The 13013-nt window shown below is 68.0% G+C and carries 13 protein-coding genes; 3 read left to right on the top strand and 10 right to left on the bottom strand.

What is annotated here, in order from left to right; all coding sequences use genetic code 11:
• Window positions 1-26 precede the first annotated feature (26 nt).
• The 9 genes from FFS72_RS14920 to FFS72_RS14880 all read right to left on the bottom strand — a co-directional run bounded on the left by FFS72_RS14920 (window position 27) and on the right by FFS72_RS14880 (window position 8755).
• Window positions 27-1415, bottom strand: a complete 1389-nt coding sequence (locus tag FFS72_RS14920) for a CitMHS family transporter (protein ID WP_137874676.1) — start codon at window positions 1413-1415, stop codon at window positions 27-29.
• A 162-nt stretch (window positions 1416-1577) separates the two neighbouring features.
• Window positions 1578-2138, bottom strand: a complete 561-nt coding sequence (locus tag FFS72_RS14915; RefSeq protein WP_137874675.1) for a GNAT family N-acetyltransferase — start codon at window positions 2136-2138, stop codon at window positions 1578-1580.
• A 4-nt stretch (window positions 2139-2142) separates the two neighbouring features.
• On the bottom strand, window positions 2143-3132 hold the full coding sequence (locus tag FFS72_RS14910; RefSeq protein WP_137874674.1) for an LLM class F420-dependent oxidoreductase: 990 nt from the start codon (window positions 3130-3132) through the stop codon (window positions 2143-2145).
• A gap of 13 nt (window positions 3133-3145) precedes the next feature.
• Complete coding sequence (locus tag FFS72_RS14905) at window positions 3146-4402, bottom strand: MFS transporter (protein ID WP_249353325.1); 1257 nt, start codon at window positions 4400-4402, stop codon at window positions 3146-3148.
• A complete protein-coding gene (locus tag FFS72_RS14900; protein WP_137874673.1) occupies window positions 4399-5745 on the bottom strand; it encodes an LLM class flavin-dependent oxidoreductase in 1347 nt (448 codons plus the stop codon). Before FFS72_RS14900 ends, FFS72_RS14905 begins: the two co-directional genes overlap by 4 nt.
• A 41-nt stretch (window positions 5746-5786) precedes the next feature.
• Window positions 5787-6662: an ABC transporter permease gene (locus tag FFS72_RS14895; RefSeq protein ID WP_137874672.1), complete on the bottom strand. Its 876-nt coding sequence runs from the start codon at window positions 6660-6662 to the stop codon at window positions 5787-5789.
• Window positions 6655-7491 (bottom strand): ABC transporter ATP-binding protein, encoded by an 837-nt coding sequence (locus tag FFS72_RS14890; protein WP_137874671.1) that lies wholly within the window; start codon window positions 7489-7491, stop codon window positions 6655-6657. Before FFS72_RS14890 ends, FFS72_RS14895 begins: the two co-directional genes overlap by 8 nt.
• Window positions 7488-7688 carry a hypothetical protein gene (locus FFS72_RS14885; protein WP_137874670.1) on the bottom strand — a complete coding sequence of 67 codons (201 nt, stop codon included), beginning with the start codon at window positions 7686-7688 and terminating at the stop codon, window positions 7488-7490. The genes FFS72_RS14890 and FFS72_RS14885 overlap by 4 nt, the downstream gene beginning before the upstream one ends.
• Complete coding sequence (locus FFS72_RS14880) at window positions 7685-8755, bottom strand: ABC transporter substrate-binding protein (RefSeq protein ID WP_137874669.1); 1071 nt, start codon at window positions 8753-8755, stop codon at window positions 7685-7687. Before FFS72_RS14880 ends, FFS72_RS14885 begins: the two co-directional genes overlap by 4 nt.
• Before the next feature lie 257 nt (window positions 8756-9012).
• Here FFS72_RS14880 and FFS72_RS14875 point away from each other — a divergent pair, with 257 nt between their 5' ends.
• Window positions 9013-9942 (top strand): sigma-70 family RNA polymerase sigma factor, encoded by a 930-nt coding sequence (locus FFS72_RS14875; protein WP_171018690.1) that lies wholly within the window; start codon window positions 9013-9015, stop codon window positions 9940-9942.
• Here FFS72_RS14875 and FFS72_RS14870 read toward each other — a convergent pair.
• Window positions 9917-10519 carry a carboxymuconolactone decarboxylase family protein gene (locus FFS72_RS14870; protein ID WP_137874667.1) on the bottom strand — a complete coding sequence of 201 codons (603 nt, stop codon included), beginning with the start codon at window positions 10517-10519 and terminating at the stop codon, window positions 9917-9919. The genes FFS72_RS14875 and FFS72_RS14870 overlap by 26 nt on opposite strands.
• A 122-nt stretch (window positions 10520-10641) precedes the next feature.
• On the opposite strand from FFS72_RS14870, the gene FFS72_RS14865 reads away from it, so the two are divergent.
• On the top strand, window positions 10642-11826 hold the full coding sequence (locus FFS72_RS14865; RefSeq protein ID WP_137874666.1) for a pyridoxal phosphate-dependent aminotransferase: 1185 nt from the start codon (window positions 10642-10644) through the stop codon (window positions 11824-11826).
• A 7-nt stretch (window positions 11827-11833) separates the two neighbouring features.
• A complete protein-coding gene (locus FFS72_RS14860) occupies window positions 11834-12853 on the top strand; it encodes an AraC family transcriptional regulator (protein WP_137874665.1) in 1020 nt (339 codons plus the stop codon).
• The last annotated feature ends 160 nt before the right edge of the window (window positions 12854-13013 follow it).

Genomic DNA, 13013 nt, shown 5'->3' with positions numbered 1-13013 from the left:
ATGTGACATTACGGAACCTGCGGCAGTCAGCCGAGCGGGATCTGCCCGAGCAGGACTCCGACGACGAGCATGGCTACCGACACGATCGCGGCCCTCCACAGCACCTTGCGGTGGTGGTCGGCGAGGGACACACCGGCCAGGGTGACCAGCAGCAGGATCGCGGGGACGAGTGGGCTCTGCATGTGCACGGGCTGTCCGGTGATGGACGCTCGCGCCATCTCGACCGGCTCGATCCCGTACTGCGCTGCGGTCTCGGTGAGCACGGGCAGCACCCCGAAGTAGAACGCGTCGTTGGTCATGAAGAACGTGAACGGGATGCTGAGCAGTCCGGTGATGACCGCGAGGAACGGACCGAGGGAATCGGGGATGATCCCGGTCAGCCACAGCGCCATCTCCTCGACCATGCCGGTGCCCTGGAAGACGCCGGTGAGGACGGCGGCGGCGAACACCATCGCGACGACGGAGACGATGCTCGACGAGTGCCGGGCGATGGCCTCGGACTGGTCCGCGACACGGGGAAAGTTCACGGCGAGCGCGATGGCCGCGGCGACCATGAACAGCACCGGGATGGGGATGACGTCGAGCCCGAGCACCACGAGCAGCGCGACGGTCAGGGCCGCATTGAACGGCAGCAGACGCGGGCGCAGGGTGTCGCGGTCGGGGTCTAGACCGCCGGCCATCTGTCCGACCTCGGCTGGGCCGTCGGCGTCGCCGTCACCGCCGGATCCCGCCGACCCGGTTCCGCCGCCGGACCCGCGTGCCCCGACCCCGGCCAGCAGTGGCTCGGAGGTGAGGACGAGTTTGCCGAGACGACGGCGTTCCATGACGCCGAGGTGCATCGAGAACAGCAGCACGATGACGAGTCCGACGACGAGCGACGGGATCATCGGCACGAACACGTCCGACGGTGACAGCCCGAGTGCGCTCGCAGCGCGGACGGTGGGCCCGCCCCACGGGATGATGTTCATCGTCGCGTTGGCGAGGCCCGCGACGACGGTGAGCACGACGGGGCTCACCCGGAGCTTGAGGTACAGCGGCAGCATCGCGGACGTCGTGATGATGAAGGTGGTCGAGCCGTCACCGTCGAGGGAGACGACCATCGCCAGTACCGCGGTACCGACGACGAGGCGTGCGGGATCGTCGTTGACCAGCCGCAGGATCAGCCTCACCAGCGGGTCGAACAGTCCGACGTCGATCATGATTCCGAAGAAGATGATCGCGAAGAACAGCAGCGCCGCCGTCGGGGCGAGACTCTCGATTCCGTCGACGATCATCGACCCGATGTCGGTGCCTGCACCGGCGAAGAGTCCGAATGCGACGGGGACGAGGATCAGCCCGACGACGGGTGTCGCCCGCTTCGCCAGGACCAGGTACATGAACGTGGCGACCATGAGGAAGCCCAGTGCTACGAGCATCGTTGCCCACCTTCTCGTTTCGGCCCGAGGCACCGACCGGTCGTGGGACGGTGTCGCGGTTTCGAACGAGTGTGGGCCAGGACACATATCGATCGCTCGGTTGCGTGCGATTGCCGTGTTTTGCGCGTTCTGCTCAGGGGCCCGCGAGGCACTCGTCGACGGTCACGGCCAGTCGGAAGCCGGCGCGCGGGGGTCGGTGGCCAGCAGTCCGGCGACCCACATGTCCCGGCGGACGCCGCGCTGCAGTCCGCCGGCGCGCACAATGCCCTCGAACCGGAACCCGACCCGCCGGGCAACCGCCGCCGACGCGGCGTTGCCGACGAACGCCCGCCACTCGACTCGTTCGAGGGCCAGCGTGTCCGGGCGGAAGGCAAAGTCGCACACGAGATTCAATGCCTTCGCCATCAGCCCGAGGCCGCGCATGGCGGGATCCAGCCAGAACCCGACCTCGGCCGCCGACGCGTCCCGGGCTGCGAGACCGATCATCCCGGCGACCGGACCGTTGGGGTCACGGCGTATCGCCCAGGTGGGGCTGCGGTCGGCCCAGCCGGCCGGGACAACCTTGGTCACGAACGCCTCCGCGTCCGCCAGCCGGTACGGCACCGGCATCGTCGTCCACCGTCCGATCGCCTCGTCCTGGCAGCATCTGGTGATCGATTCGACATCCTCCGGGGTGGGCGGTGTCAACACCAGCCCGCCTCCGGACAGGTTCACCACGAACATCGCCTCACCCCTGCAATGCGGGAATGACCTCGCGTTCGAAGAGTTCGATCCCGGAGGTGTCGTACGCGGCTTCGGGGAAGTAGCAGATGGCGTACTCGAGGCCCTGGGCGCGGATCGCGGTGAGGTTCTCGACGATCTGCTCCGGCGTCCCGACGCCGGGCATGCCGCGGAAGGCGGACATCGAGGCGTCGGCGAGCTCGTCGCCCGCGTAGCGCGCAATGCGGTCGCGCGTCTGCGCCAGCCGGTCCTCGACCTCGGCTTCGGTGGCGCCGATCGCGATGTTGTAGTTCGCGGAGCGGGTGATGGCGTCGAAGTCGGTACCGACCGAGGCGCAGTGGTCGCGCAGGATCGCGGACTTGTGGGTGAACCCATCGAGGGTGCCGTCGAAGTTGGTGTACTGCGCGTACTTCGCGGCGATCTTCAGCGTGACCTTCTCCCCTCCGCCCGCGATCCACAGGGGAATGCCACCGTCCTGCAATGGTTTCGGTTCGACGATCGCACCGTCCACCTGATAGTGCTTGCCGTCGAGGATGGCGCTTCCGGTGGTCCAGGCCTGCCGCATGATCTGGATACCCTCGTCGAGCCGACCGAGTCGTTCACCTGCGGACGGGAATCCGTAACCGTATGCGCGCCACTCGTGTTCATACCATCCGCCGCCGATGCCCATGTCGATCCGGCCACCGGAGATGAGATCGGCGGTGGCGGCGACCTTCGCCAGATAGGCGGGATTGCGGTAGCTGATGGCGGTGCACATCTGTCCGAGCCTGATCGTGGACGTCACCGCTCCGAGCGCCGACATCAGTGACCACGCCTCGTGGGTGGCTTCTCGCGTCGGTGCGGGCACCGTGTGGAAATGGTCGTACACCCACACCGACTCCCATGGACCGGACTCGGCCCGCAGGGTGACGTCCTTCATCACGTTCCACTGGTCCGCGGGCGCGATGCCCGTCAGATCCAACCGCCAGCCTTGAGGTACGAACATCCCGAATCGCATGGGAGACAATCTACTACGCATCGGCTACAACCTCGGATGATGCGACATGACCGTGACGTTCCGCAAGCTCGGAGGCCTTCTCCGGCGGCGGCCACGGCACGTACCGCGGAATGTAGCGGGCGAGCAGTCCGGCGCCGACGACCGCGGATCCAGCCAACGCCAGGATCGCACCGCCCAACGGGATCACCCCGGTCAGCAACCCGATCGCGAGCGGACCGGCGAACATGCCACTGTCGTGAGTGAGTCGCCAGGCCGCGAGGAACTCGGCGCGGGTCTGCGGCGGCGCGATGTCAGCACCGAGCGTCATGATGACGCCGTTACCGAATCCGTTGCCGACACCGAGCACCACCGCCGCGACGGCGAACGTCGCCAGGGTGTCCGTCAGTGGGATGGCGGCGTACGCGACGCCGAGAAGAAACAGCGACGGCACCGCGACGAACCTCCTGCCGAAGCGGTCCATCAGCCGTCCCGCCGGATACGAACACAGGAGGTCGACGGCCGAACTCAACGCGAACACCAGGCTGACCTGAGTGGCGTCGAGACCGATGTGGACGGCCCACAGCGGCAGCACGGCGTCGCGGGAGGCCCGCGCGGCGCCCATCATCAGTGACCCCGCCCCGAGTGTGGACAGCAGGCGCCGATGCCGGGTCACGATGGTGGGCAGCGTCGCGTGAGAGTGCTTTCCATCCGACTCGGCGTCCGGTCGCGGAATGTCCGGCACCCGCGCCATCAGCCACCCGGATACGAGGATCGCGACGAACTGGACGACGAATCCGCCGCGGGTGCCGAGTGCGGCGATGGTGGCCGCGCCGAGGAGCGGACCGACGAAGAAGCCGAGGCGCCACATCGCCGCGAAGGCCGACATCGCCCGCGCCCGCGCGTGCAGCGGCACGGCCTCAGCGAGATAGCTCTGGCGTGCCAGTCCCCACACCGCGTTGGCGAGACCGGTCATGACCGCGCCGACGGCGAGCATCCACGGCGTGGTGGACAGCAATGCGACGAGGACGCCCGCCGCGCCGAGCAGGCTGCCTCCGACGATGGATCGACGCTCCCCGAACACGGCGACCAGCCGCCCGGCGGGTAGGTCGCCGAGGACCGCACCCAACCCGACGGCCGCGACGATCAGCCCCGAGACGGCCAGGGAGGCCCCCATGTCGTGCGCGACGAGCGCGATGACCGGGGCACCCGCTCCCTGACCGATCCCGAAGATCGCGGCGGGTACGAAGACCGTGCCGACGAACGGCCGCAGCGGCGACGGGCTCCGCGTCATGCGCTCACGTCGTGGGCGAGCTCTTCCGTGAACCGGTTGCCCGGATCGCCGAGACCGTAGTGACCGCGCAGCGTGTCCGCCGTGTACTCGGTGCGGAACAGCCCCCGTTCCTGCAGGATCGGGACGACCCGGTCGACGAAGTCGTCGAGTCCGCCGGGCAGGTACGGCGGCATGATGTTGAATCCGTCCGCTGCGCCCTGCTCGAACCACGTCTGCAGTTCGTCGGCGATCTGTTCGGGAGTGCCCGCGAACGTGCGGTGGCCGCGTCCACCGCCGAGCAGACCGATCAGTTCCCGCACCGTCCGCCCTTCCTCCGCGAGGTCCTTGACGAGCTGGTAGCGGCTCTTGTTGCCCTCGATCTGGTCGACCGGAGGCAGCGGCGGCAGCGGCGCGTCGAGGGAATGCTCGGTGAGGTCGACGCCGAGCATCAGCGACAGCTGACGCAGGGAGTACTCGGGCGAGATGAGGTCGGTGAAGGATCGTTCCAGTTCCTCGGCCTCCTCCTTCGTGTCCGCGATGAACGGGACGATGCCGGGCAGCACCTTGACGTCGTCGGCGGACCGTCCGTGCGCGACGACGCGGGTCTTGAGGTCGCGGTAGAACTGCTGCCCCTCGGCGAGCGTGCGTTGCGCCGTGAACACCGCCTCGGCATGTGTGGCGGCGAATTCCTTGCCGCTCTCCGACGATCCGGCTTGCACCAACAGCGGCCTGCCCTGCGCGGAGCGCGGGGCGTTCAGCGGCCCCTTCACCCGGAACCGCTCACCGGCGTGATCGATGGTGTGGACGCGGTCCGGGTCGGCGAAGACACCGGATTCCTCGTCGAGCACGACCGCGCCGTCCTCCCAGCTGTCCCACAGCGCGAGGGTGACGTCGACGAACTCCTCCGCCCGCTCGTACCGGCCACGGTGGGCCGGGATGCCGTCGACGCCGAAGTTGGCGGCCTCGTCCGCGCCCGCCGAGGTGACGATGTTCCAGCCGGCCCGGCCCCCGCTGATGTGGTCGAGCGAGGTGAACTTGCGTGCCAGGTTGTACGGGTCGCTGTAGCTGGTCGACGCCGTCGCGATCAGGCCTACCTTCTCGGTCGCGACGGCGATCGCGGACAGCAGGGTGACGGGCTCGAACACGGCGAGGGCGTTGTGCTTGACCCGCGGCCCGACGGCGAGACCGTCGGCGAAGAACACCGAGTCGAGCTTGCCGCGTTCGGCGATCCGGCCGAGCTCCTGGAAGTGCGCGACGTCCAGGACCCGGTGCGCTTCGGTGCGGGGGTGACGCCAGGCCGCCTCGTGGTGACCGACTCCCATCAGGAAGGCGTTGAGGTGGAACTGTCGGGAATTCTGTGACATGAGAGGTGCTTTCGTGGTGGTGGAGCGAACGAGGACCGGCGTCAGACGCGCCAGCGGGACAGTCGGCGTTCGATCAGGACGAGGATCGCGTTGATCGTGAGACCGAGGATCGAGATGGCGACGATGCCCGCGTACATGTCCGGGATCTGGAAGTTGAACTGGGAAGCGGTGATCAGATATCCGAGGCCGGCCTTCGCGCCGACCATCTCGGCAGCGATGAGCACGAGGATCGACGCCGCCGCGGACATGCGGACACCGGTGAAGATGGTGGGCACGGCGGCGGGCAGCACCACCTTCTGGAACAGCCGGATCGGCGAGAGTCCGAGCGACGACGCGGACTTGATGAGGAGCGGATCGACCGTGCGGACACCGGAGATCGTGTTCAGCAGGATCGGGAAGGTGCACGCGTAGATCACCAGCGCGATCTTCGACTGCTCGCCGATGCCGAGGATCAGGATGAAGACCGGCAGCAGCGCCAATGCGGCCGTGTTGCGGAACATTTCGAGGATCGGGTTGAGGAAGTCCGACACCGGCCGGTACCAGGCGATCGCGATGCCGAGGGGAATCGCGATGACCAGCGCCACAGAGAAGCCGATCACGGCTCGGGAGAGGCTGGCCGAGACGTGTGTCCACAGCTCACCGCTCTGGGCGAGGTCGAGCAGGGCGCCGATCACCGTGCTGAACGGCGGTAGGAACACCTCGTCCACCAAGCCGACACGGGGGGCGATCTCCCACAGCAGGAGGAAAGCGACGATCGCGACGAGTGGCTTGACGATCCTCCAGATCACCGGCCCGACGCTCGCGCCCACCCGCCTCGCGGTCCCCGGATCACGCTGTGCGGGTGCCTTGTCCGACACGACCTCGGGAGTGGGCACGGACTCGGCGAGGGCCTCCGGTGCGGCCAGCGCGCTAGACATTGACCGACTCCTTCTCGATCACCTGTGCGCGCTCGACCTCGCCGTGCAGCAGTGTCCAGATGCGGTGCCGATACTGACGGAACTGCTCCGACGAGCGCACGTCCTCGCCGCTGCGGTCGATGTCGATGTCCACGAACGTCTTGACCCGGCCGGGCCTCGACGTCAGGACGGCGACCCGCTGCCCCAGGTAGATCGCTTCGTCGATCCCGTGCGTGATGAACAGGATCGTCTTACCCGTCGCCTTCCAGATCCGAAGGAGCTCGTCCTGCAACGACTCCCGGGTCTGCGCGTCGAGGGCGGCGAAGGGCTCGTCCATCAGCAGTACCTCGGGATCGAAGGCGAGGCTGCGGGCGATCGCCACCCGCTGCTTCATTCCGCCGGACAGCTCGTGCGGGTAGCGGTCGCCGAAGCCGTCCAACCCCACCAGTTCGAGGTAGTGCTCGGCGATCTCGTGGCGTTCCTTCTTCGGCAGCCCCTTCGCCTCCAACCCGAACTCGATGTTGTGGCGTGCCGTACGCCACGGGAGCAGCGCGTACTGCTGGAAGACGATCCCCCGATCGAGACCGGGTCCGGTGACGGGCTTGCCGTCGAGCAGGATCCGACCCGACGTCGGTTCGCTCAGACCGCCGAGAAGGTCGAGCAGCGTGGACTTTCCGCAGCCGCTCGGTCCGACGAGGACGAGGAATTCGCCGTCCGCGACGTCGATGTCGATGTCGTCGATCGCGGTGAAGGTGTCCTTCGTCCCGCGCACGTCGAACTGTTTGGTGACGTTCTCCAGGCGGAGCTTGGGAGTGCGAACCCGGTCGGGGTTCACGGCAGTGGTGCTCATTTCAGTCCTTCCGGTGCTTCATCGGTCGGCCCGCTCTGGGATGGGAACGCGCCTGGGGTGTTCGGGGTGAACTCGATCGCGTAGTGCTCGATTGCGGTCAGTCCCGACAGCGCGGCGGTCGCGGCCAGCGCGTACACGCCGTTACGCCGGATCCACGATCCGACTCGGGACGCTGTTGGTCCTGCCTGCGTGGTCATTTCGCCGCCAGGGCCTGGCCGTCCGGGCCACTGTCGACGGGGTAGGTGCCGTTGAAGTACGGGTTGAACTCGTTGGTGTAGACGTCGCCGGTCGTCAACGCGCCGTCCTCGAGTTCGCCGTTGCGCACCAGCCAGTCGATCCAGAGCTGGATCTCCTGGTCGGTGATCACGCCGCCCGGGCCGGCGACGCCCGGCGACTTCCAGTAGTCGGCGAGGTCGGTGGTCTCGCCGCGGCCGCGCTTGCCGATGATCTCCTTGTACTTGGCGATGACCTGGTCACGCGGGGTGGTCTGGGTCCATCGGATGGCGCGCGCCGTGCCCTGGACGAAGTCGGCGACGGCTTCCTTGTTGTCGGCGATGAAGTCGTCGCGCAGCAGAATGGTGCCGTAGGTGAAGCTGCCGAACAGGGACTCGTCGGTGAACAGGGGACGGATGCCGCCCCGCTCGACCGCCTTGTCGCGGAACACACTCCCGAGGGTGCCGACATCGATCTGCCCCTGACGCAGGGCCTGTTCGGTGTTGACGGGCGGAACCACGATCAGTTCGACCTGCTTGATCTCGTCCGGTGTCAGACCCTCCCTGGCCAGCCACTCGCGGACCAGGAACTCGTGATGCGCGCCGAGCGTGTTCATGCCGACCTTCTTGCCGATCAGGTCACGGGCGGAGCGAATCGGGCTGTCCTCGAGCACGTAGTAGCCGTTGAACGTCTCCTTGTCCGAGCCGTAGTAGCCGATCACCGACGTGACCGGGGACTTCGCGGCCACGAGCTTGAGCACGGCGCCGTTGAAGGCCCCACCGAAATCGGTCTGCCCGGTCGCGGCGTTCTGGATCGCGGCCGGCCCGCTGGTGTTGTCCCCGACCCAGTTCAACTCGACCTTCTCGTAGTACCCGAGATCCTCGGCGAGCTCGGCGAACTGCACCTGGCCGGTGGTGCCCTCGTATCGGAGGACGGTCTTCCCGTCGGCCGTGGTGGTGGTCTCCGACGACGAGCAGGCGGTGGCGAGCCCCGTGAGGGTGAGCAGTGCGGTCACAGCCGCGAGGGTCCGCGCAAGACGTGGACGAATCATGAAGGTGTTCCTGATGTGTGAGGCCCGCGGATCGCGGGACGGGATCACGCACGGCGAAGAGCCGGATCCTCACCGGACCGGCGACGCTGGCGTGCGAAGGAAAGGGCTGTGCGTCAAGCAGACTCAGCTGCGACAGCTGCAACACTCGAACATGATTGCCTCCCCAGGCGGTATGTCGTGGGGACGACCGTATGCCCGCACCCGACGCCGGTCACCGATTACTCGCAGTGCGATTTAATCTCGATGGCGCTCGTAGAATGGTGAGCGTGACCGAATCCCCCCTGGTCGACGCATTCGAGGCACACCGCAGGCACCTGGTGTCGGTGGGCTATCGCATGACGGGATCGGTCGCGGACGCGGAGGATGCCGTTCAGGAGTCGTGGCTGCGCCTGCAGGACGCCGACGCGGACTCGATCGTCGACCTGCGCGCCTGGCTGACGACGGTGGTGGGTCGGCTGTGTGTCGATCACCTGCGCAGCGCGTGCGTTCGGCGGGAAAGTTATGTCGGGCAGTGGCTTCCGGAGCCGGTGGTCACTCCCCTGACGGGGACGGTGACCGCGGATCCCCTCGACGTCGTCGTGCGGGACGAGGATGCCCGGCTCGCGGCGATGGTCGTTCTCGATTCGCTCGGCCCGGATCAGCGAACGGCGTTCGTCCTGCACGACGGGTTCGGTGTCCCGTTCGACGTGATCGCAGGCGTACTCGACACCACGGTCGCGAACACCAGGCAGTTGGCGTCCCGGGCCAGGCGAACGGTCGCGGCGGCCGATGTTCCCGCCGACGACCCCGACCACGACATCGCAGTCGAGAGACTGGTCGTCGCGATGGCCAGCGGAAACCTGGACGCCGTGCTCGACGCACTGCACCCGGATGCGCTGGTGATCGGGGACGCCGGCGGCACCACGCGGACGGCGGTCAACGTGGTGCGCGGCGCGGATCGGTTCGCCCGCTTCTTCCTGGGGCTGATCGGTCGCTACGGCCCCGCGGCCCTTGCCGACGCGGAACCGGTCCTGGTCAACGGCCGTCTCGGTTTCGTCCTACCCGGCTCGCCGGGCGACGACACCCATCCGGGCTTCCCCGGCCGAGTACAGGGTTTCACGGTCCGCAACGGCAAGGTCTGGGCCGCTTACGATTTCGCGAACCAGTCGAAGCTGACCGGGATCAGGACGTCGCCTCCTCGGCCGTAGCCCCCGACACCGAGTCCGCCCACGGCACCCGGCACGAGTCGGTGCTGAATCCCTGGTCGACGATCCCCAACGCCGAGTTCATCCGCGCCCGCTGGTTCTCGAGCGCGATCTGGAAGGACAGTTCGACGACACCGTCGTTGCCGAACCGGCGTTGCAGATCGGCGACCTGCTCGTCGGTGACGGCGATCGGGGTGGCGGTCATCGCGTCGGCGTAGCGGATCGCGGCGCGGTCGTCGTCGCTGTACAGCGGAGAGGTCTCGAACTCCTCGATGTGCTGGAGACGGTCGACGTCCAGGTCGTCGAGGCGCATCAGCATGGCACCGAAGTCGACGCACCAGGAGCAGCCGACCGTCCACGCGACGCGATACACGGCGAGGTCGCGGACGGCGGCGGGGAGGACGGTCGACGCCTTCTCCGCGGCCAGTTCGCTCACGGCCGAGGCCACGAACAGCTTGCGGTGGTGAGCGACGACCGTGAACGGTTCCGGAACCGCGCCGAACTGGCGGGCCATGAAGCGGTAGGCCAACCGGACCAGTGGGCCTGCGTCGGAGGGAGCGAGAGGGGCGATGCGGGTCATGTCTACTCCTGCACTTCGCGTCGGGCGCCCGGAAAGGGCCTTCGACATGTGGACGAGACAGCTCGAGTAAACGTGACAGCGGGCGGCGCGGGCACCCGACACACGGCCGATAAGCTGTGACGATGCCCGCACCACGCGTCCAGACGGTGACCCGCCTGCAGCCGTTCACCTCGACGATCTTCGCCGAGATGACGGCGCTCGCCGTCCGCACCGGGGCGATCAATCTCGGGCAGGGCTTCCCGGACACGGACGGTCCCGCGGCGATGCTGGAGGCCGCGCGGGAGGCCATCGCGGGCGGGCTCAACCAGTACCCGCCGGGCCCCGGAATGCCGGTACTGCGCGAGGCGATCGCGGCCGACAGGGCAGCGCGGTACGGGCAGCGGTTCGACCCCGACTCCGAGGTGCTGGTGACGGTCGGCGCGACGGAGGCGATCAGCGCAACGCTCCTCGGTCTGGTCGAGCCGGGCCAGGAAGTGGTGCTGATCGAGCCGTACTACGACTCCTATGCGGCAGCGGTTGCCCTCGCGGGCGGCGTGCGGCGGACGGTGCCACTGGTCGCGGACGGCACCGGCTACGCCCTCGACGTGGACGCCTTGCGGGCCGCTGTCGGGCCGCACACCCGGATGATCGTGGTGAACACACCCCACAATCCGACCGGGACCGTGCTCTCGGACGCGGAGTTGGCGGCGATCGCCGCGGTTGCGGTCGAGAACGACGTGCTGGTGCTCAGCGACGAGGTGTACGAGCACCTGCTGTTCGACGGACGCACACACACTCCGCTCGGGATGCTGCCGGGGATGGCGGAGCGGACGGTGACGGTGTCGAGCGCAGCGAAGACGTTCGCCGTCACCGGCTGGAAGACGGGATGGGCGTGCGGTCCTGCCGAACTGGTGGATGCGGTCCGCGCGGCGAAGCAGTTCATGTCCTTCGTCGCGGGCGGCCCGTTCCAGCCCGCCGTCGCGTACGGGCTGAGGCACGAGATTCCGTGGGTGACGGCGCAGCGGAAGGAACTGCAGCGCAAGCGCGACCTGCTGAGCAGCGCACTGTCCGAGGCGGGTTTCGGGGTACGGGAGAGCGCAGGAACGTATTTCGTCTGCGCGGACATCTCGCCGCTGACCACGTCGACGGATGCGCTGTCGTTCTGTCGTGAACTGCCCGAGCGGATCGGGGTCGCGGCGGTGCCGGTGAGTGTGTTCGCCGACCACAAGGAGCCGTGGAACCAGTTGGTGCGCTTCGCCTTCTGCAAACGGGACGAGGTGCTCACCGAGGCAGCCGTGCGACTCCACGGGTTGGCGGGACGATGGTGATACGGCGATGAGCGATCGCACCGTCCCCGCAGATTTCGTTCGCCGCGCCGCGATATTGGCGGCGGGAGCCGGATTCGACATGGCGGCACCGTTGTCGGCGGCGGGGATTCCGCTCTCGGTCCTCGACGAGGACGCGGGGCGCATCACACCCGAGCAGTTGACCCGCTTCACCCAGGCTGCGTGGCGCCTGACGGACGACGAACTGTTCGGCCTCGGTGCGGCCCCCGTGCGCCGCGGCACTTTCCGAGTGGTGTGTCTGACGATGATCCACTGTCCCGACCTCGGCAGCGCGCTCGCACGCATGGCGGACGTGATCCGCGTGGTGCCCGGACTGTCACCGCTTCGGCTCGAATTCGGTGAGAAGACAACACTGCTGCACGTGGACATGCCGGACCGCGACGCCTCGGTTCCTCCGGAGATCGCGCTCGCCGCCGATCAACTGCTCACCGATTTCATCCTCATGCTGTTGCACCGGTTCGCGGCGTGGCTGGTGGGTCGACGCGTCAAGCTGGCCTCCGCGCGGCTGCCACATCCCGAGCCGGACGCGAAACTCGCGCGCAGCTACGACGCCATCTTCGGGGTTCCCGTCAGCTTCGGCGCCGAACGCGCATCCATCGAGCTGGACAACACGATTCTGCGAGCACCGGTCATCCAGACCGAGGAGACACTCGAGGAGTATCTGCGGGAGTCGCCGAATCTCCTGTTCTCCGAACGTGATTACGACAGCAGCGCGGCAGCGCAGGTCCGCAAGGTCCTCGAGCGCGGCGCCGCGGGACGCGTCGCGTCGGCGGAGGAGATCGCGGAGATGCTCTCCATCAGCGCTGCGCACCTGCGACGGCTGCTTCGCAACGAGGGCACCTCCCTCAACCAGCTGCGCGAGGAAGTGCTGCGCGACGCGGCCATCTCCGGCCTGGCGCGCGGCGACTCGGTCGACGAACTGTCGACGCGGCTCGGGTTCTCGGAGCCGAGCGCGTTCCGGCGCGCGTTCAAGCGCTGGACCGGAACGACGCCCGGCGCGTACCGCTGACGGCGGTGCCGTCGATGCACACTGACGGCGGTGCCGTCGATTCCGTGCTGACGGCGGTGCCGTCGATTCCGTGCTGACGGCGGTGCCGTCGATTCCGTGCTGACGGCGGTGCCGTCGATTCCGTGCTGACGGCGGTGCCGTCGATTCCGTGCTGACGGCG

The sequence above is a fragment of the Rhodococcus sp. Q genome, from assembly GCF_005503035.1.
Lineage (GTDB): Bacteria > Actinomycetota > Actinomycetes > Mycobacteriales > Mycobacteriaceae > Rhodococcus_G.
The sequence above is the reverse complement of the archived record's forward strand: the minus strand, read 5'-3'. Positions and strand labels throughout refer to the sequence as shown.

What these genes read in the sequence shown, in the direction of transcription:
- FFS72_RS14865 (WP_137874666.1), top strand. Translation starts at nt 10,642, where the DNA reads ATGCCCGCACCACGCGTCCAGACGGTGACCCGCCTGCAGCCGTTCACC.
- FFS72_RS14885 (WP_137874670.1), bottom strand. Translation starts at nt 7,688, where the DNA reads ATGACCACGCAGGCAGGACCAACAGCGTCCCGAGTCGGATCGTGGATC.
- FFS72_RS14905 (WP_249353325.1), bottom strand. Translation starts at nt 4,402, where the DNA reads ATGACGCGGAGCCCGTCGCCGCTGCGGCCGTTCGTCGGCACGGTCTTC.
- FFS72_RS14895 (WP_137874672.1), bottom strand. Translation starts at nt 6,662, where the DNA reads ATGTCTAGCGCGCTGGCCGCACCGGAGGCCCTCGCCGAGTCCGTGCCC.
- FFS72_RS14920 (WP_137874676.1), bottom strand. Translation starts at nt 1,415, where the DNA reads ATGCTCGTAGCACTGGGCTTCCTCATGGTCGCCACGTTCATGTACCTG.
- FFS72_RS14910 (WP_137874674.1), bottom strand. Translation starts at nt 3,132, where the DNA reads ATGCGATTCGGGATGTTCGTACCTCAAGGCTGGCGGTTGGATCTGACG.
- FFS72_RS14870 (WP_137874667.1), bottom strand. Translation starts at nt 10,519, where the DNA reads ATGACCCGCATCGCCCCTCTCGCTCCCTCCGACGCAGGCCCACTGGTC.
- FFS72_RS14860 (WP_137874665.1), top strand. Translation starts at nt 11,834, where the DNA reads ATGAGCGATCGCACCGTCCCCGCAGATTTCGTTCGCCGCGCCGCGATA.
- FFS72_RS14915 (WP_137874675.1), bottom strand. Translation starts at nt 2,138, where the DNA reads ATGTTCGTGGTGAACCTGTCCGGAGGCGGGCTGGTGTTGACACCGCCC.
- FFS72_RS14900 (WP_137874673.1), bottom strand. Translation starts at nt 5,745, where the DNA reads ATGTCACAGAATTCCCGACAGTTCCACCTCAACGCCTTCCTGATGGGA.
- FFS72_RS14875 (WP_171018690.1), top strand. Translation starts at nt 9,013, where the DNA reads ATGGTGAGCGTGACCGAATCCCCCCTGGTCGACGCATTCGAGGCACAC.
- FFS72_RS14890 (WP_137874671.1), bottom strand. Translation starts at nt 7,491, where the DNA reads ATGAGCACCACTGCCGTGAACCCCGACCGGGTTCGCACTCCCAAGCTC.
- FFS72_RS14880 (WP_137874669.1), bottom strand. Translation starts at nt 8,755, where the DNA reads ATGATTCGTCCACGTCTTGCGCGGACCCTCGCGGCTGTGACCGCACTG.